Genomic DNA, 21,650 nt, shown 5'->3' with positions numbered 1-21,650 from the left:
GTTCCGGGTAGGGACGAGCTGCATTTTCTGTTCAATGAACGCCCGTTCTTCCTCTGTTACTCTGAATTTAATTTGTACTGTCCGTTTCCTGCCGTTCATCGGCTCACACTCCTTTCCATTCCGAGGGTTTGGGACACTTCCCAACAAGCAATTTTCAACCGACGCGCCGCAGCGCAGGAGGGCGAAAATACGGAAAGGGTACCCCTTTCCTATGCTTGCTAAGAAACTTTCTCCCTTTATCCCTACTACATGGAAAATCTGATTTTGCCAAAGCAGGACAAAAGAAAAACGCCGCAAACTGCGACGTTTCAAACTGCTTTTTCTATGAAGAAACGAGGGAACTTTATTCCCCCGTTATTTCGTTGTTGGCTTCCTCAATCCCTTTTGCGGTAGCTGACAGGATTTTCAAATCCTTTTCGCTCATGCCGTTGAGCATGGTATCAAGCTGACGGCGGCGTGTGGACTTTTCCTGTTCCCGTTCCGGGAAAAAGAACTGGTCTACCGATACGTCAAGCAGGGTTACAAGCTCATACAAAATCTGCAAACTTGGGTGCTGCCCGCTGTTTTCAATGGACGCGATATATCGCGGCGCAATGTTCAGCTTATCCGCTAACTGGTTGCGGGAAATTCCCTTTGCTTTTCTTGCCGCTTTGATAGCCTGTCCGAAAGCCTTAAAATCAAACTTTTCTTTGCTCTGCTTCATAATCATTTCACCCAACTACATTGTATATTTCATCTCTCTTTCAAGATATGATTACACACATCATAGTATGGATAGAAATAGAGCATATCATGTACTTGCTATTATTCGGTTATCCGAGTATAATTATATTGATAATGTTTGAAGAAAGGACGGTTACGATATGGAATATATGTCTTGTCCCGAAGCAGCGGAAAAATGGGGTATTTCTGAACGGCGTGTGCAGATACTTTGTAAAGAAAATCGAATACCTGGTGTTTCAAAAATCGGTTATATGTGGTTGATACCCAAGAGCGCAGTAAAACCATTTGATAAAAGGATAAAAAGGAGTGTAGACAATGAATGAAAAAATTTTAGTTGTAGATGATGAAAAAGAGATAGCAGATTTACTTGAAGTTTATCTTAAAAACGATAATTATATAGTACACAAATATTACAATGGAATTGAAGCATTGGAATGTATTCAGAAAACGGAAATTGATTTGGCGATATTGGACGTTATGCTTCCTGATATAGACGGATTCCGTATTTGCCAAAAAATTAGAGAAAATTATTATTTCCCTGTTATTATGCTTACAGCTAAAATTGATGATGGCGATAAAATAATGGGGCTAACAATAGGTGCCGATGATTATATAACAAAACCTTTTAATCCCCTTGAAGTCATTGCAAGAGTGAAAACACAGTTAAGACGCTATCAGAAGTACAACAATCCAACAAAAAAGCAGTTTTTTCCAAAAAGTGAATATGACATTAGAGGATTGATTATCAATAAGGACACGCATAAATGCTTTTTGTTCGGAAAAGAAATATCTTTAACTCCTATCGAGTTTTCAATCCTTTGGTATTTATGTGAACATCAAGGCAAAGTTGTTTCAACTGAGGAACTATTTGAAAATATCTGGAAAGAAAAATATTTAGATAATAACAACACCGTAATGGCACATATAGGGCGGCTTAGAGAAAAATTAAATGAACCCGCCAAAAATCCAAAATTTATCAAAACAGTTTGGGGGGTAGGTTATGAAATTGAATAAAAATGAACAAAATTATCTGCTTACAATCCTGTTTAAAAGTTATATCTTACAGAGTGTAATTTGTTCGGGAATTATCTTAGTGTGTACGGTTTCGTTAGATATGGGACTTACTTGGGTACTGGATAGATATGTGGAACATTACTACCTGATATATAGGGGACTTTATGTTTATATGGTAGGGCTTATATTATGGGTAGTTTGCATTTTGTATTTGACTTATAAACTTTTGAAAAAGGTTGTTAATTATGTCTACGAGTTACAAGCTGCAACAGGAAAACTATTTGATAAATCAGTAGATTATATTGAACTCTCACCGGAACTAAGCGAAATTGCTATCAACATAAATCGCTTAAAGCAAGAAGCAGAAAACAATGCGCGACTTGCACAGGAAAATGAACAGCGCAAGAATGATTTGATTATGTACCTTGCACATGATTTGAAAACGCCGCTTTCTTCCGTCATTGGCTATCTAACACTACTGCATGATGATGAACAACAAATATCACAGGAGTTAAGAGAAAAGTATCTTTCTATTTCTCTTGATAAAGCAGAACGTCTTGAAGATTTGATAAACGAGTTTTTTGAAATCACACGATTTAACTTATCTAACATAACATTACAATACAGCAACATAAATTTGACCCGTTTATTAGAACAACTTATCTATGAATTTAAGCCCATATTAAAGGAAAAAAATTTGAAATGTACTCTCAATAGTACAAGCGACATTATGCTACATTGCGACGCAAACAAAATACAACGTGTGTTCGATAATCTCTTGCGTAATGCGGTAATTTACAGTTATACAGATACAGAAGTTGCAATAACCACAGAACTTCAAGAGAACACTATTGTAATTACTTTTGAAAATTTTGGGAATCCTATCGCAGAAGAAAAACTAAAACTAATATTTGAGCAGTTTTACCGAGTTGACACATCAAGAAATACTACAAGTGGTGGTGCCGGATTGGGACTTGCGATTGCGAAACATATTGTAGAACTACATAAGGGGACTATTGTTGCTCATAGTAAAGACGAGTGTATAAAATTTATAGTTACACTTCCACTTTCGTAGGAAAATCGTAAGAAATTCCGTAGCAAAAAAGAGGATTTTCTTGCGAACAATCATCAAAATTAAGGCTTTTATTTTGATATAATTATTGTATCAAGGTGAAAGCCTTTTATCTTTAAACGAAATATAATATACAATAACAAGGAGGTATGTTGGTGAAATACCAAAATCGAATTATGGCGTTACCTATGCTATGTATGATAATAATTGTGTTATCTGCCTGTTGTTTTGACGAGCAGAAAAATGAAACCAGTAACGTAAATCCAAAAGTACAATCCGTTGAAACGGTATCCGTTACTCGCGGTAATCTTACTCCAACGGTATCTGCTCACACAACTATTATTCCGGCTTTGGATTTTGTTTTATGTTCTTCTGTTGAGGGTACTTTTGAAGCCTGTTCCTCAGCCGGCAACAAAATTACTGAGGGTGGTGTGATTGGGAAAGTATCTGAAGAAGAAATAAAATCCCCAGTTGACGCAACGATTCTTTCTATTATCTCATCTAATGAGAGTGTTCCCAAAAATTATCCCTTAGCAACAGCTAAGTACACAGGTTTTGCTCTCAATATTGAAGCTGAAAATTTTTTGAAAATATTGCCGGAAAATGCAGCATTAAAAGCAAAGTTTCAAGTAGTTGATGGTGTGGGACCTACGGAAGCGATTGCAGTTGTAGTACCAGTATCAGAAAATGCAGAAAGCACATTGCAATGTTTAATTGGAAAAGATATTGATGTAAAACCCGGACAAAGTGCTACCGTTGTCATAACAGCCGAAACTAGAAAAGATGTGCTTTTGTTACCACTTTCAGTCATTGCGGGCAGACAAGGTAAGGGAATGGTAACCGTAATAAATGACGGAAAACAAATTCAAACAGAAGTTATGCTGGGTGCAACTGATGGTGCATATATAGAAATATTGTCGGGTGTAAATGAGGGCGATACAATTTCTTCTATTCCCCCAAACCTTGACCCAAGGAGTAAGGAGTAATTTGTAACATGGAAAAAACGAATGGAGGAAATTTAATTCAAATAAAAAACTTGGTAGCGACTGTTAATTTGAATAATGGTGATACCTTAGTAACTGTAAACAAAGCAAATATGGAACTAAAGCGAGGAAACAGCTATGCTATTGTAGGCAAATCGGGTTCAGGAAAAACAAGCCTTATATCAATTATAGGTTTACTCAACCACTCATATCAAGGCGAATTTCTTTATAATGGTATGTCTGTTTCCACTTTAACAGATAGCCAGCTATCTATGCTTCGAGCAAGTAATATCGGTTTTGTTTTTCAAAACTATTCTTTAATTAAACATTTAAGAGTTTGGGAAAATATTGAGCTTCCTTTACTTTATTCCAAAAAGAAAATGAATACAAGACAGCGGAAAGAAGCAATACGAAATCTTTTGCAAAGTGTTGGATTAGAAGGAAAAGAAAATGATTATCCATCTAATTTATCAGGAGGCGAACAACAAAGAGTGGCGATTGCCCGCGCACTTGCAGTATCGCCGGAAGCCATTTTATGTGATGAACCTACTGGTGCTTTAGATAAAAAAACCGGAAAACAAATTATGGACCTTTTACATCAAGTTGTGCTTAAAAATGGCATTATGCTTTTAATAGTAACTCATGACCTCGATATTGCAAAGACTTGTAATACAATTTTTGAAATGGACGGAGGGAGGCTTCAATGTGTTAAATATGATTCTTAAAGACCTTCGTATTTCTCCTCTAAGAAATATCTTAACAGGTATATCGATGTTTGTAGGAATTATTGCAATGATTAGTTCTGTCTTGGTGGGAACGCTTGGTAAAGAATATTTGATTTCTGTCAATGCACAGATGTATGGATGGAGTCCTACATATTCTTTTTCAATTACAGGATCAGATTTTCAAGATACCATTAAAATGGAGAATTTTTTTCGAGAAATTTACAATACTGATCATTTTGTGGCTGTTACCTTTTCCATGCTGGAAGAGATAACAGTTGCTCCAGTAGCGTCTGTCTCTTCTCTACAAGACATAAGTGACACTGTTTACAAAAAGACTGTACCCGTAGATGTTGTTTTTACTACAAGCACATATAACAAAATCTATAATTTGCCTATGTCATCAGGGGATTGGTTTGATTCTTCGGAAATAAATAAAACTCTGTGCATGGTAGTAAATAAAGCAGCACAGAATTATTTTGATACTTCATATGCTGTTGGAAATGTAGAAAGTAGTCTTTCATTAACACCATTTAATGTGGTAGGTACTGTGAATGACGGGACAGATATACCAACTGTATATCTTGACGCCCATTCAATAGAACTACTTGTTCCGAATATGTGGAAAGTAAAAAATGCAACTGTTCATTGGCATTCAGAAGCGGGAATTACCATGAGACAGATGTATTCGTCATTACATGACATTTTAGAAGATACAATAGGAGGAAATTTGGATATCATAGGGAAAAGTGATATTGGAGATACTTATAATTCCGTACTTTCTGTACTTCAATTAGGACTTTTGGTAACATCATTTTTATTGTTATTTGTTTCTGTATTAGGACAAATTAACATAGGGTTATCATCCTTGGAACAACGTACTCACGAATTACTAATTAGACGGGCGATTGGCGCTTCTCGTGCGAATATTGTTACTTTAGTGTTAGGCGCACAATTAACTATATCAGTGTTTGTTTGTATTGTTTCAATCCTGATATCCTTTTTCTTGGTTCAAGGCATGGGGTTATTTCTGCCTGTGGATTCTCCCGTAGCGGCACTGGAATATCCTATTCTTTCGGCAGTGGTAGCTGTTATAACATCCGTTGTTGTAGCGTTGCTTGGAGGACTATTGCCAGCGTTAAAAGCTGCAAAGCTTGAACCTGCATTGGCGCTTAGATAAAATAAATTTTATAAAATTGGAGGAAAAACATGAAAATATTATCTATGAAAACAACGATTTTTTTAGGAGCAATGCTTTCTTTATTGGTATGTCTGATGTTTACAGGTTGTTCAAATTCTGAAACAAATTCTACTTCAAGAGGACTCACGGATTTTGCACACATTGAAGAAGAATATCTTGCAACCATTGACAGTTTGAATTGGCCTGATGGCATTACACTTCCTGATAAACTGGAAGATGAAGATACAGGAGCTTCCTTTCAGGTTGGTTATGGAGAAACGAGAGCTTCTTATTTGTGGGAATATTCATGGATGAAAGAATGGCTTGATACTTATAATACAGATCCAGAGCGAGCCGAAAAAGCATTAGAAGAATTGGAAAAAGCCTTCGACATGCCATATATGGGAATAGACCGGTGTGATGACGCAACTCGTAATTATTTGCGCGAAAATATAGATAAAGCAAAATTAGGTGACCCCTCTGGATTTACAGAAAGTATAAGAGCAAATTATGCCAATTAGATTTACCTATTAAATCTGACTGATTACTGTCGGAGGTGCAATTTATGAAAAGAAAATACAAGAGAAGGACGTCTCGTTTCGGAATATTTTTTGTTTTCCTTACTGCTGTAACGATAGCAGGTGTATTTTTCATACCGTGGGCAATGAAACCTGACAATTTTCGCAATGAGAAGAATAAAATCAACTCTTGGCTGAATGGAATTTTCTTTCAAGATTTTTATAATGCAAAATCCCTCATATTAGTTGACCTTTCTAATGACAATATATTTATTTCAAAGCGAGAAAACGAGCAACAGCTTCCTGCCAGCTTAGCCAAATTATTTGTCATTGAATACGCAGCAACACTTGCGGATTTAGATAGTATTGTTCCTGCAAATTATGAAGCAATCCAATTAACTAAACCTGGTTCATCTGTTGCGAATATAGACGCGAAAAAATATTTTCTCCACAATTTGTTTGCTGCCATGTTGGTTCCATCTGGAAATGACGCTGCTTATGTAGTCGCGGATTATTGTGGTTCTATTCTTTCACCACAAGCTAAGAATAGTCAAGAACGTATTAATGTTTTTATGGAACATCTAAATAATTACTTACAAAATCAAGGGTATGAAAACACAATTTTATATGACCCAAGCGGATATGATGTCAATGCTCTCACTACCGTTTCAGACCTAAAATCAGTATCTACTCACCTTTTAGAGAAGCAATGGTTTAGAGATATTGTTTCAAAGAGTAATTATACAGCTACTTTACCTGACGGAAGTACGCAGACATGGAGGAATACTAATACTTTTCTTGACCAAACATCAGAATATTACAATGAAAATGTTAAAGGTATCAAGACAGGTTCCTTATCTAATGACTATAATTTAGTTGTTCTTTATCAACAACATGGAAAGGAATTTTTAATATGTAGTTTAGGCTCTCAATCGGATTCTTCAAGATATGATGATGTGAATTATATTCTTAAAACAATAGATGAATCTGACTATTTAACTAAATGATTTCATCTGCCGGACGACGGCAAAAGAAAAAAAGCCGTCGCAGAGCAGACACATTTTCACGCGCCTACTCTATTTCGGCGGCTTTGATTATCAGAGCCGCCGTTTCTTTTTATCCATCTAAATTCCAACGACGACCCTCTACCATGTAAAGGCATGGCGGCTTTAGGAGGTAGCCGCCATGCACTTATCAACTTATCGACACAAATCGACATTCCCCCAATTATCAAAAAAAGTCTATCCCCTGCAACGGGGTATTTCGGGCATAAAGATGAACAATCACATCATCTAAATACTTTTTATGTTTGCGTTGGCGCAATGTGGATTTGGAGAACAACACCTTTGATGTTACCGAGCAGCTACCTTTCAAGGTACCGCCAAAAACAAAAGTCATTGAAGAAATGGCACCGCCGAAATCCAACGGCAGAAAGCTACCCATTACGGAGCTTGCCCGCCCGTTCTTCCTCAAACAGCTTGCCATGCAGGAAGTACAGAAAGAACAGGCAGCAAAAGACGGAAAGCCTTACTATGACAATGACCTTGTTGTAGCAAAGCCGGACGGCGCACCTATCGCCGCGTCGTGGGTGTCCTCTCAATTTGGAAAGCTGCTTGAAGATTTGGATATGCCGCACATTCGTTTTCACGATTTACGACATACGGCAGCGACCAATATGCACCAACTGACAGGCGACTTCTATACGGTTGGCGAAGTCTTGGGGCATACGCTTGCGGGTATCGGCGCGTCGCTTGGGCTTTCCATGAACTTTGAAGCTGTTACCGCCCGTTATGTGGACGTGCGGCTTGAACGAAAAAAAGAAGTTTTGGACGCTTACCATAGCGCGGTGGAAAAAGCAGCCCCGGAGAAACCAAAGGAAGCCGAGCCGAAAAAAGGAAAACGGGCAGCAAAGAAAAAACACAGCGAAATAGACCTTTAACCGCTGTATCTCTTTACTGCTCTTTACAACCTTTTATATGCCCGCGTGGAATTTGGGCACCATTTGGGCACCATTTACGGAAAAAGCACCATGAAAACAGAGGGTAAAAGAAACGCCGACAACTCACAAAAACGTAGTGTTCATGCGGGTTTTCGGCGTTTTCCTATCCCTTAACGGGCTTCTATTCATCTTGTGCGAGAGAGAAAAATTCTACTATTTTTTATAGTATATTTCAATATATGACTCCTTGGAAATTTTCCTGATGAACGTAGAAATGACAGAGAAGTAAAAATGGTAAGCGTACTTGAAAAATGGCAGAATAACAAGATATAGCATTCTATGCGCTGTATTTTATTGACGAATTCAATATATTGTGTTACCATATAAATGGATTATTTTTATGCATGGTTTGCCACGCAGTAAAGTTTTTTGTTCCGGATATGCTGTTCCGGAAGCAACATTTAGGCGAATGCCTTTTATCAATCAATAGGAAGACATCAAAAATCAAAAGAAGATTTTTGGTGTCTTTTTTTGTTGCCCAAAAACGAAATGTGGGGTGTACAAAAAACAGGAAGGGAGGAAATATAAAATAATCCATAAAAGATGAACAGGAAAATTAAAAAAGGAGGCAGAATATGGGACAGGATATATGCATTCGAAAAGATGAAAAACCATTGGGATATGACTGGGAATGTGGACATGAGGAATTATATGTCAGAGTGAATATGTACTGCGACGGATCCCTGTATGTCGGATTATGGCAAAAGCAAGAAGAATGTAAGGAAAAACTGGAATTATTCGGAGACCTTACAATTGGAGTTATGGGATTCCTAAGACCGGGGCAGGCAATAATCTCAGATTGCGGCGCAAAAGCAAAGGTTGCGTTTATTGAGAAGTATAAACTCGGAAAAGTTGTAGGTAAGAGGAAAATCAATTATGGCAGCTATTATGTCGCAGAGTTTAATCTTGCACGACTTGCACAGCTCGATCCAGAAGGTACGGAAAGATATCTGCTCGAAAATGGTCTTGATCAAAAAGAATTTAAAGCAAATTAGGATAAAGAGGTACATTTGAAAACCAGGCAATAAAGGTGGTGCGGCATGAAAGACGACGAATATAAGGGATATTACTGTCTGCTGATCGCAATCCTGTGCGATTTGAATGCAGCGGAAGCCAGCACAATGTACGAATACGGACCAGATCATCCGCTTTGCCGGAAAATACTGAAAAAGAAAGTTCGGAAACCGTCCATAAAAAAGCTCAAGGAATCAGAAATGGCAGCGGCTATGAAGGCTCTTCTTGATCAGGGATACAGCCAGGATGCAGTATCGGAAGCATTTCAGTGTTTTCCATCTACGGTCAGGCGCAGAGTAAGAAAATTCACAGAAAGGAAGGAAACGAATGACAGATCAGAAATTGATTGCAGGAATATTTAATGATTTTTTAGGACTTTATACGGGTAAAATACAGACCGGTATCCGTCCTTTGATTGAAAAATATAAAAACCATCCCATGCTGATGGGGCTCCTTTCCAATTTGGATGAAGCGGCAAAGATTCAGGCACCGAAAGCCATGAAAGAAATCTATTCTTTCTATAAGGAATATCGTGGCAGGGATCTGGAAGATGCTGACTGGAAGGAACTGACAGAAAAAGCCCGCCAGATCAGTGCAGGATGGGAGGAAAATGAATGGGTTCGCCGTGTTGTGTTGGAAATGATCAATCTTTTGGATTCTGATGATGCTGAGAGACGCAGGATTGCATTGGAAGTAGAAAAAGAAATGGAAGCGGCTGAACAGAAAATGAATGCGGCATAAAAAGCAGGCAGAGGCAGGAGATTTTTTCTTCTGCCTCATGTTTTTATCAGGAAAGAAGGGACCGATTATGTTAAATGAGATCATAAAAACTGCAGAAGAATTAAATACAGCAGCATTGTATTACCGCCAGAGTGGGAATATGGATGGTGTGCGGGAACTTGCCAAAGCACATGCAGTTTCCAAAAAACAGACAGAGGAATTTATTCAGGGCAGCCGCTACCGGCTGGTTGATATACCGATTGAGGAAAGAAAGTTTGTGAATGCGTCTGAAAAACTGCGTGCAGAAATGTTTGCCTTAAAGGATGCAGGCTTTGCGGACATCATAGGACAGTATCTTGTAAATCTTGCCAAAACGGATTCTGCTTTAGATGCACAGGTGTTAAAAAAACATAAGATGCTTCAGAGATGTTTGGATTACGTGACGCAAAAAGCCTACAACATTGCACTGGAGGGAGCGAAAAAAAAGGGAGAGAACGGCATTCGGGCCAATACAGGCCTGGCACTCTCCGGCGACCAGGTTTTTCCCTGGGTACTTGAATATTATGCGAAAGATGATGAAAAAGAAATAGCAGAAAAAGAGCAGGAAGAAAAGAAAAAGATTCAAAAGGAATGGGATTCGGTAAATAAGAGAACGAAAACAATACCGAAAAACCAGGGGACAAAGAAAGATTCCGAGGTGCATCCCAAAGAAGCAGCGGAGCAGGAAGAAAAGCATATCAGCAAGAAAAAATCAAAAGATTCCGGGCAGATGTCCTTGTTTGACATGATGCAGCCGAAAGAGAGTTAAAGGAGAAGGATATGATCGCATATAAAGGATTTCAAAAGGATTTGAAATGTCGGGGCTTTCAGTTTCAGGAGTATGGCATAAATGAAACGGAAAAAGCAAACTGTAGACAAAATGGATTTCATTGTGCAGAAAACCCACTGGATTGTCTCTGCTATTATCCGAATTGGAAAAATTCCGTGTATTACATAGTAGATGCATCAGGGGATTTGGATGAAGATGGAGAAGATTCAAAAATCTCCTGCACAAAGATGCGCCTGTTAAAGAAAATTGAATTGAGAAGCCTGTTATTACATGGAGCTGCTTACATGTCGAAATATCCAAACCGGAAATGGAACTCCCATGTTGCAAAAGAAAACGGGACCAGCTGCAACGGATTTTGCATTGTACGTGGAAAAGACCCCAAAGCCAAAGGACAAAAGGGCGATTTACTGTTACTTTTAAAGGAGCAGCCTGGCAACAGCCAGATCCTGGAAATTGGGGTCATCTGTATCGATGGTCAGAAATATCCGGAGGAAGCATGGATTGATGTGACTGGAAAGCTGGTGGAGTTATGAGAAAAAAGAGGTTGATGGAATTAAAACCATTAAAAGTGATGAACAGACATATCGCCGATGCAAAGAAAACGGAAATATCTTTGAGTCCATTGGAGAAACAAAGGGGTGAACCCGGAAAATATCGGATGTATTGTCGGGCAGCAGTAGAAAAAGGAATTTTAAAAGTGTATCTGTTTGCCGTAACGGATATTGAGGAGAATATAAACTTTCCAAGGTACCGTCTGTTTATAAGCAGAAAAGAGAGACGGTTTATTACCTATGATGAAAAATTAAAAAAATGGAGAAAGGCACTTCTTGAAAGTATCTTATGGGATGTAAGAACTAATTTGGGCAACATCTATGTAAATGGCTGTGATACAAAGATCATCCAAAAATATTTAAAGACAATACAGCCTGCAATCCGGGCACTGGAAGAGTTTCAGGCGAATATCCGTAAAGAACAAAGGATACGTCATGATAAAAAACTCACAGATTCATGGGACCAGGTGATGAAAACTGTATCTGGACTGCCTAAGAACTGGATCGGATGGGTTTCAAAATATGGAATTACGGAACACTATATCTTTTACAAGTATCAGAAAAATGGTGCTACAGAAGGATACTGCACATATTGCAAAAAACATGTTCCAATCCGCTCACCCAAATATAACCAGAAAGGACGGTGCAATGTGTGTGGACAACCGATTACTTTTCGTTCTGTGGGAAAGTCTGGAAGATTTTGTACAAAGTGGTACAGAGTCTATCTTATCCAGAGGAGACGCAAGACTTCTGGTTTTGTGCTCAGGATCTTTCATGCCAGAACGTGGTATAAAAGGGGCGGCTATACAGATTGCGAAACTACCTGCCATGAAGAGCAGAGAAGAATCTTCTCTGCAAATGGAAAGGAAATTTCAAATTTTGTTTATGGCCTGTTTAAACAGCGGGAAATGCGATGGATTTCATATGGGGAACCTTGGTATTATACTTGCTGCGGTATTCAGTATAAAGGGATGGTCTATCCTTACACCCTGTCGGATCTGTCCAGGCATGAATTAAAAGAAACAGGTCTGCGTGAGTACGCCCTTGGTCAGAAAAAGATAGATCCTGGAAAATATCTTTACCTGTGGAAGACGTATCCGGTACTGGAACAGATTGTAAAGACAGGGCTTTTCCAGTTAGTTGATGATGTACTGGATTACAGGACAACAGATGCAATAAAAAGAAAAGGTAGAAAACCATCCGAATTCCTATCCGTGAATAAGAAAGAGTTTCGAAGGCTCCGAGATATGAATGGCGGGGTAAAAGAACTTAAATGGCTGCAACTTGAAAAGAGTACAGGAAAAACAATCGGGGATGAAGAAATATGCTGGATGGTAAAAGAAGGATTTGAACCAAACGACCTGAAGTTTGTTCTGGACCAGATGAGCATCTGCCAGATTCGACATTATCTTGTGAAACAATCAGAAAAATCCGGGGATGATATCAGCCATGTGCTGCAGGTGTGGAACGATTATCTTTCTATGGCAAAAAGACTGGGAATGGATATACATGATTCCATTATTTACCGTACCAGAGATCTTCAACTGCGCCATAAAGAGGCGGTTTTGAAGATAGAAGAAATGAAACGCGGAATCCGACGCAGGGAGCTGGAAGAAAAGTATGTCGGATTTCAGAAACATCTCATTGATTTGAAAGAAAAATATGAGTTCAGTGACGGTGAATATCAGGTTATTGCGCCAAAGAGTATCGATGACATCCTACATGAAGGTGATACGCTTCATCACTGTGTAAATAAGACGGATACTTATTTTGACCGGATCGTTTCAAAGGAAAGCTATATCCTGTTTTTGCGGGAAAAAGAGAATCCGAAAGTACCGTTTTATACACTGGAAGTTGAACCAGATGGAACCATCCGGCAAAAACGTGCGGAATTCAACCGTCAAAATAAGGACATTGATAAGGTGACTTCTTTTTTAACATTGTGGCAGAAGGAAATTCAGAAACGATTAACCAAAAAAGATCGTAAGAGCACAGAAGAAAGCAGGAAGCTCAGGCAGCAGAACTATCAGGAGATACGTGATAAGCATGTAGTTGTCCATGGCGGAGCATTTGCTGGGGAACTTCTGGCTGATCTTTTAGAGAAAGACTTAATGGACCTACCAGTGGAATCGGCAGAAAACGAAGAAAGCCCTACTGAAATAGCGGCGTAAATAAAAGGATAAAGTGGATGCGGCAGGGAGTTCCCCTGCTGCATTTGAGCAGAAAAGAGAAAATGACATTATATGCAGTAGAAAATGAAGGAGAGGACGGAAATGAATAAAAAAGAATTGCGTAACATGAAATTGCTGGAAGCTACGGATGAACTGATAAAACTTGCAAAAGAAGATGTGCCGGTAAGAGATAAAAGATACTATACGGAGCAGCTGATTTATCAGAGAGGGCTATATTTACGTGCAGAAGTAGAAAACAATATTTTAAAAGCAGCATTTTATCTGGCAGAATATCTTTCCATGGACTGTCGGAAACCTGTATATACATTATATATTGATAAAAAGAACGATATTTTTAAAGGGTATGATTACCGGACAAAGAAATGGTCAGAAAGTATGCTGGATAAGACCATTTTCTCAAAATGGTTATATCAGGAAAATTCTTATATGAAAGAGGCGGATACAGCGTTGATCCAAAAGTATCTTGAAAGTGAATATGACGATGCTTTTTATGCACTGTATGTATATCAACGTGAGCAAAGACACCGGAGGCTGGGCATGAAATATGAAAAAATTCTGACAAGCTGGGATCAGTGTATGGATAGACTTCCCAAAATTCCGAAAGACTGGCTGAGATGGCAGAAAAAAGTTGGAATTACCCAGAATTTTATCTTTTATCATTACAGCCGCAGGAAAGATCAGACAGGATATTGTAGTTGGTGTGAAAGCGAAGTTCCAATCAGCCATCCTCACCATAATGCAGTGGGGCATTGCCCAAAATGCAGACATCAGATTCAATATAAAGCATTAGGCCGGGCCAAAAATATAGAAACCCAAAAAGAGACTGCATACCTGCTTCAGACCTGTGGAAATAATGTATTTGTTTTGAGAGAATTCCAGCTTCAGATGCTCATAGTAAGCAGCTCATATAAAAAACCAGTATATTCTTTCTTTGAGCGCCGGAGAATCCTGTATGATGAAAAATTAAATACGAAAGAATATTATTTCGGCCGTCATCATTGGACAAAAGAAAGCCGATGGATCCAGGGTAAATTACAGGTTCCACTGTATCCAGGTTACGGTGGCTATATGACATATGAAAAATATAATATGGGAAATATTTATGGAAAATCACTGCATGGTATTAAAAACAGGACATTCCGAAAGACAGGATTCCACGAATATGCAAAAGTCAAAAGGTTTTTAGATCCGGTAAGTTTTTTTGAAATGGTTAAAGAAAGACCTTATCTGGAACGGCTCATTAAAGCAGGACTTTATCATCTGGCAGAGGACATTATGGATAATAAAGCACAGATCTATTGTGAAGATTCCGGAGATCTTGGAAAAGCACTGGGAATTGATAGATTCCGCTTAAAAAGGCTGCGTACAAACAATGGGGGAGAGATTTTTCTTCAATGGCTATTACTTGAAAAAGCCCAAAACAAGTTGATCCGTGACGATGTGATTTCGTGGATGTGCCGGGAAAAGCTTAAACCAGCGGATCTTATGTTCATTATGGATCGTATGGCCCCTTTACAGATCAAAAATTATCTGGAAAAGCAGGCAGCAGAAAGTGGGGAATCCGTGAAAGACCTGATCAAAACATGGAAGGATTATCTCAATATGGCAATTCGGGTCGGAGTGAATGTGCAGGATTCTGTTATCTACCGTGCACGAAAGCTCATGCAGAGACATAATGAAATGATAAAAGAGATAGAAGCAAAAGATTTGATTTTAAGAGCCGGAGAGCTGGAAAAGAAGTATCCGGGTCTGAATCGTATATGCAGGGATTTGAAAAAATATGAATATGCGGACAAAGAGTATCAGATCGTTGTGCCGGAAAAAGTGGATGACATTTTGTATGAAGCAAAACTGATGCATCACTGCGTAAATAATACAGAAACCTATTATGAACGAATGAGCCAGCAGGAATCCTATATCCTGTTTTTAAGAAAGGCAGAACAACCAACGGAGGCGTACTATACGCTTGAAGTGGAACCGGATGGGACCATAAGGCAGACACGTACTTTTTATAACCAGCAGAATGAAGATATTGAGCTTGCAAGGGATTTTCTTATAAAATGGCAGAAACAATTAAAAAAGAAACTGGCAAAAGAAGATTATAAACTGGCTGTAAAAAGTCAGAGTCTTAGGAAAAAAGAGATTGACGAGCTCCGCAGCAAAGGCGTTCGTGTAAACGGTGTTGGGTATTGCAACAAATTGCTTGCTGAAATTCTGGAGAAAGATTTAATGGAGGCAGGGAATCGGGAACTGGAAGAACAGGCCGCATAATAGCAGATTGATATATCACAAAAGTAACTTCAAAAGTAAAAATGAAATTCCTGTGAAAGTTTGGGGATATTTACAGAAACAGCTCTGAAATTCTCTTTTATTTAAGTATAAGGGATTTTATGGAATTCCTTAAATATACTCGAAACGGAGGATGAGCTTTGGAGGAAAAATTAAAGTTGCTATTGATCTTTGTTGATTTTGGGCTTATGTTTGTTTCATTTCCAATCTTGATTTATGTGATTTTTTGTATGACATGAATACAAAAAGCCTTCTGTAAGTGCCCTTTTCCGGTGAAAAGACCGGAGGGGCATTTACATGTATGCAACAGTTTATGTATGTATTCGCAGGAATACGAGTAAAATACTACGCAGCTGCTACTGTTTAAAGCCTGTAGTGAAATTGACATTAAATATCTGGAATGATACGATAAAATTGAACATTTTGCAAGACAGATTGCATAAAATTTTATTCTGATACGAGGTCAGAATTTTATACTTTATACCGCGTCTGCGGATCAATCGATAAAGACACAAAAAGAGTAAAATGGACTCTTGGAGTGTCTTTTTTTGTTTGGCAAAATGTTTTGACATGTATCAGATCCAATCACGCCAAAAGGAGGAAAGAAGTTTTTATGCCACGTAAAATCAGATCAAACTATAGGGAGAAATTCAAATTTGTATATAATGGAAAGACTTTTGAAAGTAAACGTCAATGCTGTAAAGTTTATGGAATATGTTACCGTAGTGTAATGTCGTACCAGAATCAATATAAATGCAATACTGAAGAAGCAATTACACATTTTATTGAATTGAAAAAAAGTAAAGAGATCATATTCCGAAATCGAAAATGGGCCAGCATTAAGACCTGCTGCGAATTTTATGATTTAAACGAAGATTCTGTCAAGACCGATATGTGGAATCGAAAATGCACACCACAGGAAGCGATTGAACGGGCAATAGAATGGAAAAAGGCACATGAAATCACATATCATGGTGTGAAATACCCATCACTGCCTCAATGTTGTGAAGACCTGGAGATAAATCCTATATCAGTACGTTTGTATATGGAAAAAAATGGGGTTTCTTCTACACGTGCGATTACACATTATATCAAATCTAAAGAGAAAAGAGCCTTTGAATTCCGTGGAAAAGAATACAAAAATTTTACGGAATGTTGTCTTGCGTATGGATTAAAACCAAAGTCAGTAAGTTCAGCAGTATTTAAAGCGAAACGTCCTCACGCGGATGTTATGGAAGAAATTATCTCTCATATGGAAGGTTGTATGCCAAAAGAAGTAACGAAAAAAGAAGAAATTCCTGAAAATCAAGTGATGTCTAAAGAAAGGCATCGTGCAAAAGAGGCTTTTTTTTATGAGGGAAATAAATATATCTCACTTGGACAATGTTGTGAATTCTATGAAATTAATGAATCTAGTGTACGCAGTAGAGCTTGGCGAAAAAAGTGTACATGGGAAGAAGCTGTGAAATATTATATTCAAAAAAAGGAAACAGAAACACCGAAAATGCAATTCTTTTATAAAGGGAAAAGGTATAAAAGTGTTTCAGCATGTTGTGCTGAATACGGCGTTAATGCTTCCAGTGTGCGTAACCGTGCCAAAACAACAGAATGCAGCATTGAAGAATCTTTGGATCATTTCATAAAGAAAGCCAGAATGGAAACACAGCCGTCGGTATTTATTTTTAGAGACAAAACCTATAGGTCTTTGGAAGAATGCTGTCTGGAATATGGAGTCAACGCTGACAGTGTATCTTCAAGAAAATATAGATTGAATTGTACTATGGAAGAATCATTGGAGCATTTTATTGAAAATAAAGATATGATTGCCGAAAGAATACAAAAATTTACATTTAAAGGAATAGAATATCGAAGTCTCCGGGCATGTTGTCAAAAATATGGTATTGATGATATATGTGTGAGACAAAGAGCACGAGATAAGAATTGTTCTCTTGAAGAATCGTTTACACATTTTATGACGAGAAAAAGGAAAAAAATGTTAAGTAACCCGGAATTTGAATATCATGGAACTGTTTATCCATCGCTTAAAGTATGCTGTGAGGAATTAGGAATAAATAAAAGCAGTGTAATAAGTCGAAGCCATAGGGCCGGATGCAGTTTACAGGAAGCAGTGGAGTATTATGTCAGCCAACAGGAACGTAGAACATTGGATTAATCTATAAGGCCAGCAGGCAGCCTTTTTTAGAATTTATATAATAGAGAGGAGGAACGGTCAATATCATCTGCCTGCAGATATTGACCGGTTATATATGTTGCGAAAAAAAACACAGCCGGAAGCAAACAACGATAAAATTCTTATATCCGTTAAAGAAGCCTGTGAGCTTACAGGACTTTCTGAGAAAACAATGAGATCATTGATGAATGAAAACTGTTTCATGGTACGGATTGGGCGCAGAACACTGATTGATAAGAAAAAATTTCAAAAATGGATAGATCGGCAGTCTTGAAAGCTTTTTTTTGTTGTGCTAAAATATATATCCAGTGCCATGCATTATCATCAGAAAGGATGGTGGTGTTATGGGCAAAAACTTAAAGGGTAAAGAATTAGGAAAAGGATTATATCAAAGAAAAGATGGACGATATGAGGCCAGAATTTTCGTTCGCGGTACAGGAAAAACGTTTTCAATTTATGGTACAAATTTACAACATCTAAAAAAAGAAAGAAATGCCTACCTTGCTAATGTTTCCCCCGGAATTGCAGGATATGATCCTAGAATTTCTGTTTCAAAGTGGTATGAAAAATGGATGCTTATTTATGTGGTGCATTCTGTTAAAGCAACCACTTTAAGTAACTATGTAAATGGTTTTGAGCGAGTAAGAGAATATATTGGTTACATGAGGTTAATAGAGGTCCGTCCAACACATATTCTTGACATGATAAAGGGACTCGAAGAAGAAGGATATGCACGTACAACGGTAATACAATCATTAAGTGTAGTCCGTCAGCTTTTCAAAAAGGCATATGGTGGAAAAATGATACCCATAGATCCCGTAGCCGATATTAAACTGCCTAAAGAAGAACCGGGTGAAATACCTGATGAGAAGATAATGCAGGAACAAGAAGATGAAAAATGTCTTAGTATATATGACACTCATCGTTTCCTTGAGAGCTGCAAGAATACCCGGTATTATGAACTCTTTTTTATTCTTCTTCATACAGGATTACGTATAGGGGAAGCACTTGCCCTAGAATGGTGTGATCTTGACTTTAAGCATGAAAAGCTTCGTGTATATAAAACCTTAAACAGAGTTACAAAATATTATGATTTGAAAGGAAATGAACTTCCTGAAAGGTATTCTACTATTCAGATTACAACACCAAAGAAAAGTGCCAGCAATAGAAAGGTTCCATTAACGGATGCAGTGATTGCTGCTTTTATGAGCTGGAAGGAAAAACAGGATCGTGATAAAGAAAACCTGGGGAAAACCTGGGGAAAACCAAATATACTTTTAAAAAAATATCCCGGTCTGATTTTTACAACATCTTCAGGAAGAAGTTATCTTCCATCATCAGCTCAAACAGAATGCAGGCGGGATTGTTGGGATTGTTAATAAACATGAAATTGCTCTGGCAGAAAAAGAGAACAGAGATCCGAATTTAATGGATGTTCATCCTCATATTTTCCGTCATACTTTTGTAACAAGATGCATTCAATCGGGAATGGATGCCGCTACAGTAAAGAAAATAGCTGGACACTCTGATGAAAAAATGACTAATTATTATACACACATTGAAGAAGAACATATAGATGACGAATACGAACTGTATATTCAAAAATACGGAACAGAAACCTGATTTTGCAAATGGAGATAAAATTTTAAAGAGAGGTTTAAATACTTGAGTATAGACAAAAACACTAACGAGGGAAAAAACTATCGTAATAATGTGGTCAAATCAACACCTGGAACTTCTAAAAGCCGCATAAACACTGGGTTTCCGGAGAATATTAGTGTATTATCACCGATGATGCAGGAATACTGCAAGACCAAGGAAACTTATAAAGACTGTATTTTATTTTACCGCCTGGGCGATTTTTATGAGATGTTTTTTGATGATGCACTGCTTGTATCCAAAGAACTGGAACTGACACTGACAGGCAAGGACTGCGGCCTTGAAGAGCGTGCACCGATGTGCGGGATTCCGTTTCATGCGGCGGAGACCTATATCAAACGCCTGATCGAAAGAGGACACAAAGTAGCAATCTGCGAGCAGGTGGAGGATCCGAAGAAAGCCAAAGGGCTGGTCAAGAGGGAAGTGATCCGTGTTGTTACACCCGGAACAACGCTGGATGCGACTTCTCTGGATGAGTCCAAGAATAATTATCTGATGTCTATTGTATCAATGGAAGATCATTTTGGCTGTGCCATCGCAGATATCACAACAGGTGATTGTTTTCTTACAGAAGTTGACAAACCTCAGAAGCTTCTTGATGAGATCAACAAATTCGTCCCTGCGGAAATCATCTGCAATGACGCTTTTTTTATGAGCGGAATTGATACAGAAGATCTGAAAGACCGCCTTCATATCTGTATTTTCCCGCTGGATAACTGGTATTTTGATGACAGTCTGTGCAAGCGCACACTGAGAGAACACTTCCATGTAAATACACTGGAAGGACTTGGTATCCAGGATTATGACAGCGGCGTGATCGCAGCAGGAGCACTTTTTCAGTATCTGAATGAGACACAGAAGACAGCCTTATCTCATATGGCATCGATCCGTCCGTATTCCGCGGATAAATTTATGCTGATCGACAGTTCCAGCCGCAGAAACCTGGAACTGGTAGAGACACTTCGTGAGAAACAGAAACGAGGATCTCTTCTCTGGGTACTTGATAAGACAAAGACCGCAATGGGAGCCAGAACGTTACGAGGATATGTAGAGCAGCCGCTGATCGATGCATCTGAGATCCGTGCCCGTCTGGAGGCAGTGGAAGAACTGACCCAGAGGCCGATGCTGCGCGATGAGATCCGTGAATACCTCAATCCGATCTACGATCTGGAGAGATTGATCAGCCGCATCAGTTATCAGTCCGCAAACCCGAGAGATATGGTGGCGTTTGCTTCTTCACTGGCAATGATCCCGTATATCCGCCAGGTCCTTCAGGAATTTGAGGCTCCGGTCCTTAAGAAAATCTATGAAGATATGGACCCGCTTGAGGATGTCACAGATCTGATCAAACGCGCGATCGTGGATGAACCGCCGCTCGCACAGAAAGACGGAGGCATCATCAGGGAAGGTTATCATGCAGATGTCGACAAATACCGCCGTTCCAGGACCGACGGCAAGAAATGGCTTGCAGAGCTGGAAGCCCGCGAAAAGGAACGTACCGGGATTAAGACACTCAAGATCAAATACAGCCGTGTGTTTGGATATGCCCTTGAGGTAACGAATTCATTCAAAGACCAGGTTCCGGATAATTATGTCCGCAAGCAGACACTGACCAATGCCGAGCGCTATATCACACAGGAACTCAAAGAACTCGAAGATCTGATCCTCGGCGCGGAGGACCGCCTGTATGCGCTGGAATATGAACTGTTTGCAGATGTCAGGGATAAAGTCGGACAGGAGGTTGTCCGTATCCAGCGGACAGCGAAGGCAGTTGCAGCGCTCGATGTTTTTGCCTCTCTTGCCCTTGTTGCTGAGAAAAATAACTTTGTCAAACCGAAGATTAACGAGAGCGGCGTCCTGGATATCAAGGGCGGTCGTCATCCGGTCGTAGAGCAGATGATCGAAAACGATATGTTTATCTCTAACGATACATATCTGGACAATCAGAAAAAACGTGTCTCCATCATCACCGGACCGAATATGGCAGGTAAATC

At 38.8% G+C, this 21,650-nt stretch carries 23 protein-coding genes; 21 read left to right on the top strand and 2 right to left on the bottom strand.

Going from position 1 to position 21,650, the window contains the following annotated elements; translation table 11 throughout:
- Positions 1-99, bottom strand: a 99-nt coding sequence (locus WMO75_RS14800; protein WP_435378632.1) for a plasmid mobilization protein, incomplete at its 3' end; no start/stop codon positions are given.
- 244 nt (positions 100-343) lie between these two features.
- Complete coding sequence (locus WMO75_RS14795) at positions 344-703, bottom strand: helix-turn-helix transcriptional regulator (RefSeq protein ID WP_173907081.1); 360 nt, start codon at positions 701-703, stop codon at positions 344-346.
- Positions 704-863: 160 nt separating this feature from the next.
- Here WMO75_RS14795 and WMO75_RS14790 point away from each other — a divergent pair, with 160 nt between their 5' ends.
- The 21 genes from WMO75_RS14790 to mutS all read left to right on the top strand — a co-directional run.
- Positions 864-1,046 (top strand): helix-turn-helix domain-containing protein, encoded by a 183-nt coding sequence (locus WMO75_RS14790; RefSeq protein ID WP_005422953.1) that lies wholly within the window; start codon positions 864-866, stop codon positions 1,044-1,046.
- Positions 1,039-1,737 carry a VanR-ABDEGLN family response regulator transcription factor gene (gene vanR / locus WMO75_RS14785; protein WP_005422951.1) on the top strand — a complete coding sequence of 233 codons (699 nt, stop codon included), beginning with the start codon at positions 1,039-1,041 and terminating at the stop codon, positions 1,735-1,737. The genes WMO75_RS14790 and vanR overlap by 8 nt, the downstream gene beginning before the upstream one ends.
- Positions 1,724-2,812 carry a sensor histidine kinase gene (locus WMO75_RS14780; protein ID WP_005422949.1) on the top strand — a complete coding sequence of 363 codons (1,089 nt, stop codon included), beginning with the start codon at positions 1,724-1,726 and terminating at the stop codon, positions 2,810-2,812. The genes vanR and WMO75_RS14780 overlap by 14 nt, the downstream gene beginning before the upstream one ends.
- Before the next feature lie 146 nt (positions 2,813-2,958).
- On the top strand, positions 2,959-3,795 hold the full coding sequence (locus WMO75_RS14775) for an efflux RND transporter periplasmic adaptor subunit (RefSeq protein ID WP_005422947.1): 837 nt from the start codon (positions 2,959-2,961) through the stop codon (positions 3,793-3,795).
- Positions 3,796-3,803: 8 nt separating this feature from the next.
- The gene (locus WMO75_RS14770; RefSeq protein WP_005422944.1) at positions 3,804-4,517 is read left to right on the top strand and encodes an ABC transporter ATP-binding protein; all 714 of its coding nucleotides are present in this window, start codon (positions 3,804-3,806) and stop codon (positions 4,515-4,517) included.
- A complete protein-coding gene (locus WMO75_RS14765) occupies positions 4,507-5,694 on the top strand; it encodes an ABC transporter permease (RefSeq protein WP_005422943.1) in 1,188 nt (395 codons plus the stop codon). Before WMO75_RS14770 ends, WMO75_RS14765 begins: the two co-directional genes overlap by 11 nt.
- 29 nt (positions 5,695-5,723) lie before the next feature.
- Positions 5,724-6,215, top strand: a complete 492-nt coding sequence (locus WMO75_RS14760; RefSeq protein ID WP_005422940.1) for a hypothetical protein — start codon at positions 5,724-5,726, stop codon at positions 6,213-6,215.
- Between the two features lie 44 nt (positions 6,216-6,259).
- The gene (locus WMO75_RS14755) at positions 6,260-7,219 is read left to right on the top strand and encodes a D-alanyl-D-alanine carboxypeptidase family protein (RefSeq protein ID WP_005422939.1); all 960 of its coding nucleotides are present in this window, start codon (positions 6,260-6,262) and stop codon (positions 7,217-7,219) included.
- Positions 7,220-7,521: 302 nt separating this feature from the next.
- A complete protein-coding gene (locus WMO75_RS14750) occupies positions 7,522-8,151 on the top strand; it encodes a site-specific integrase (RefSeq protein WP_242650128.1) in 630 nt (209 codons plus the stop codon).
- A 635-nt stretch (positions 8,152-8,786) separates the two neighbouring features.
- The gene (locus tag WMO75_RS14745) at positions 8,787-9,206 is read left to right on the top strand and encodes a DUF4313 domain-containing protein (protein WP_244094792.1); all 420 of its coding nucleotides are present in this window, start codon (positions 8,787-8,789) and stop codon (positions 9,204-9,206) included.
- Between the two features lie 45 nt (positions 9,207-9,251).
- Positions 9,252-9,587 carry a hypothetical protein gene (locus WMO75_RS14740; protein WP_055066226.1) on the top strand — a complete coding sequence of 112 codons (336 nt, stop codon included), beginning with the start codon at positions 9,252-9,254 and terminating at the stop codon, positions 9,585-9,587.
- Positions 9,553-9,966, top strand: a complete 414-nt coding sequence (locus tag WMO75_RS14735; protein ID WP_349078327.1) for a hypothetical protein — start codon at positions 9,553-9,555, stop codon at positions 9,964-9,966. The genes WMO75_RS14740 and WMO75_RS14735 overlap by 35 nt, the downstream gene beginning before the upstream one ends.
- A 67-nt stretch (positions 9,967-10,033) precedes the next feature.
- Positions 10,034-10,753 carry a Cas9 inhibitor AcrIIA9 family protein gene (locus WMO75_RS14730; RefSeq protein ID WP_349078325.1) on the top strand — a complete coding sequence of 240 codons (720 nt, stop codon included), beginning with the start codon at positions 10,034-10,036 and terminating at the stop codon, positions 10,751-10,753.
- An 11-nt stretch (positions 10,754-10,764) separates the two neighbouring features.
- Positions 10,765-11,307, top strand: a complete 543-nt coding sequence (locus tag WMO75_RS14725; protein ID WP_349078323.1) for a DUF7666 domain-containing protein — start codon at positions 10,765-10,767, stop codon at positions 11,305-11,307.
- The gene (locus tag WMO75_RS14720; RefSeq protein ID WP_055066223.1) at positions 11,304-13,496 is read left to right on the top strand and encodes a PcfJ domain-containing protein; all 2,193 of its coding nucleotides are present in this window, start codon (positions 11,304-11,306) and stop codon (positions 13,494-13,496) included. Before WMO75_RS14725 ends, WMO75_RS14720 begins: the two co-directional genes overlap by 4 nt.
- 102 nt (positions 13,497-13,598) lie before the next feature.
- Positions 13,599-15,788: a PcfJ domain-containing protein gene (locus WMO75_RS14715; RefSeq protein WP_349078321.1), complete on the top strand. Its 2,190-nt coding sequence runs from the start codon at positions 13,599-13,601 to the stop codon at positions 15,786-15,788.
- Positions 15,789-16,419: 631 nt separating this feature from the next.
- Positions 16,420-17,979 carry a hypothetical protein gene (locus WMO75_RS14710; RefSeq protein ID WP_349078319.1) on the top strand — a complete coding sequence of 520 codons (1,560 nt, stop codon included), beginning with the start codon at positions 16,420-16,422 and terminating at the stop codon, positions 17,977-17,979.
- A gap of 94 nt (positions 17,980-18,073) precedes the next feature.
- Entirely contained in the window at positions 18,074-18,271 is a 198-nt protein-coding gene (locus tag WMO75_RS19990) for a helix-turn-helix domain-containing protein (RefSeq protein WP_005422911.1), read from the top strand.
- Between the two features lie 70 nt (positions 18,272-18,341).
- Complete coding sequence (locus WMO75_RS14705; RefSeq protein ID WP_349078317.1) at positions 18,342-19,376, top strand: site-specific integrase; 1,035 nt, start codon at positions 18,342-18,344, stop codon at positions 19,374-19,376.
- The gene (locus WMO75_RS14700) at positions 19,324-19,620 is read left to right on the top strand and encodes a tyrosine-type recombinase/integrase (RefSeq protein WP_349078334.1); all 297 of its coding nucleotides are present in this window, start codon (positions 19,324-19,326) and stop codon (positions 19,618-19,620) included. Before WMO75_RS14705 ends, WMO75_RS14700 begins: the two co-directional genes overlap by 53 nt.
- A gap of 168 nt (positions 19,621-19,788) precedes the next feature.
- Positions 19,789-21,650 (top strand): DNA mismatch repair protein MutS (gene mutS / locus WMO75_RS14695; RefSeq protein WP_349078331.1); only part of this gene is annotated, 1,862 nt, incomplete at its 3' end.

This window comes from Blautia intestinihominis (assembly GCF_040096655.1).
Taxonomy (GTDB): Bacteria; Bacillota; Clostridia; order Lachnospirales; family Lachnospiraceae; genus Blautia_A; species Blautia_A intestinihominis.
Note: the sequence above shows the minus strand (reverse complement) of the source record. Positions and strands in the feature narration are given on the sequence as shown.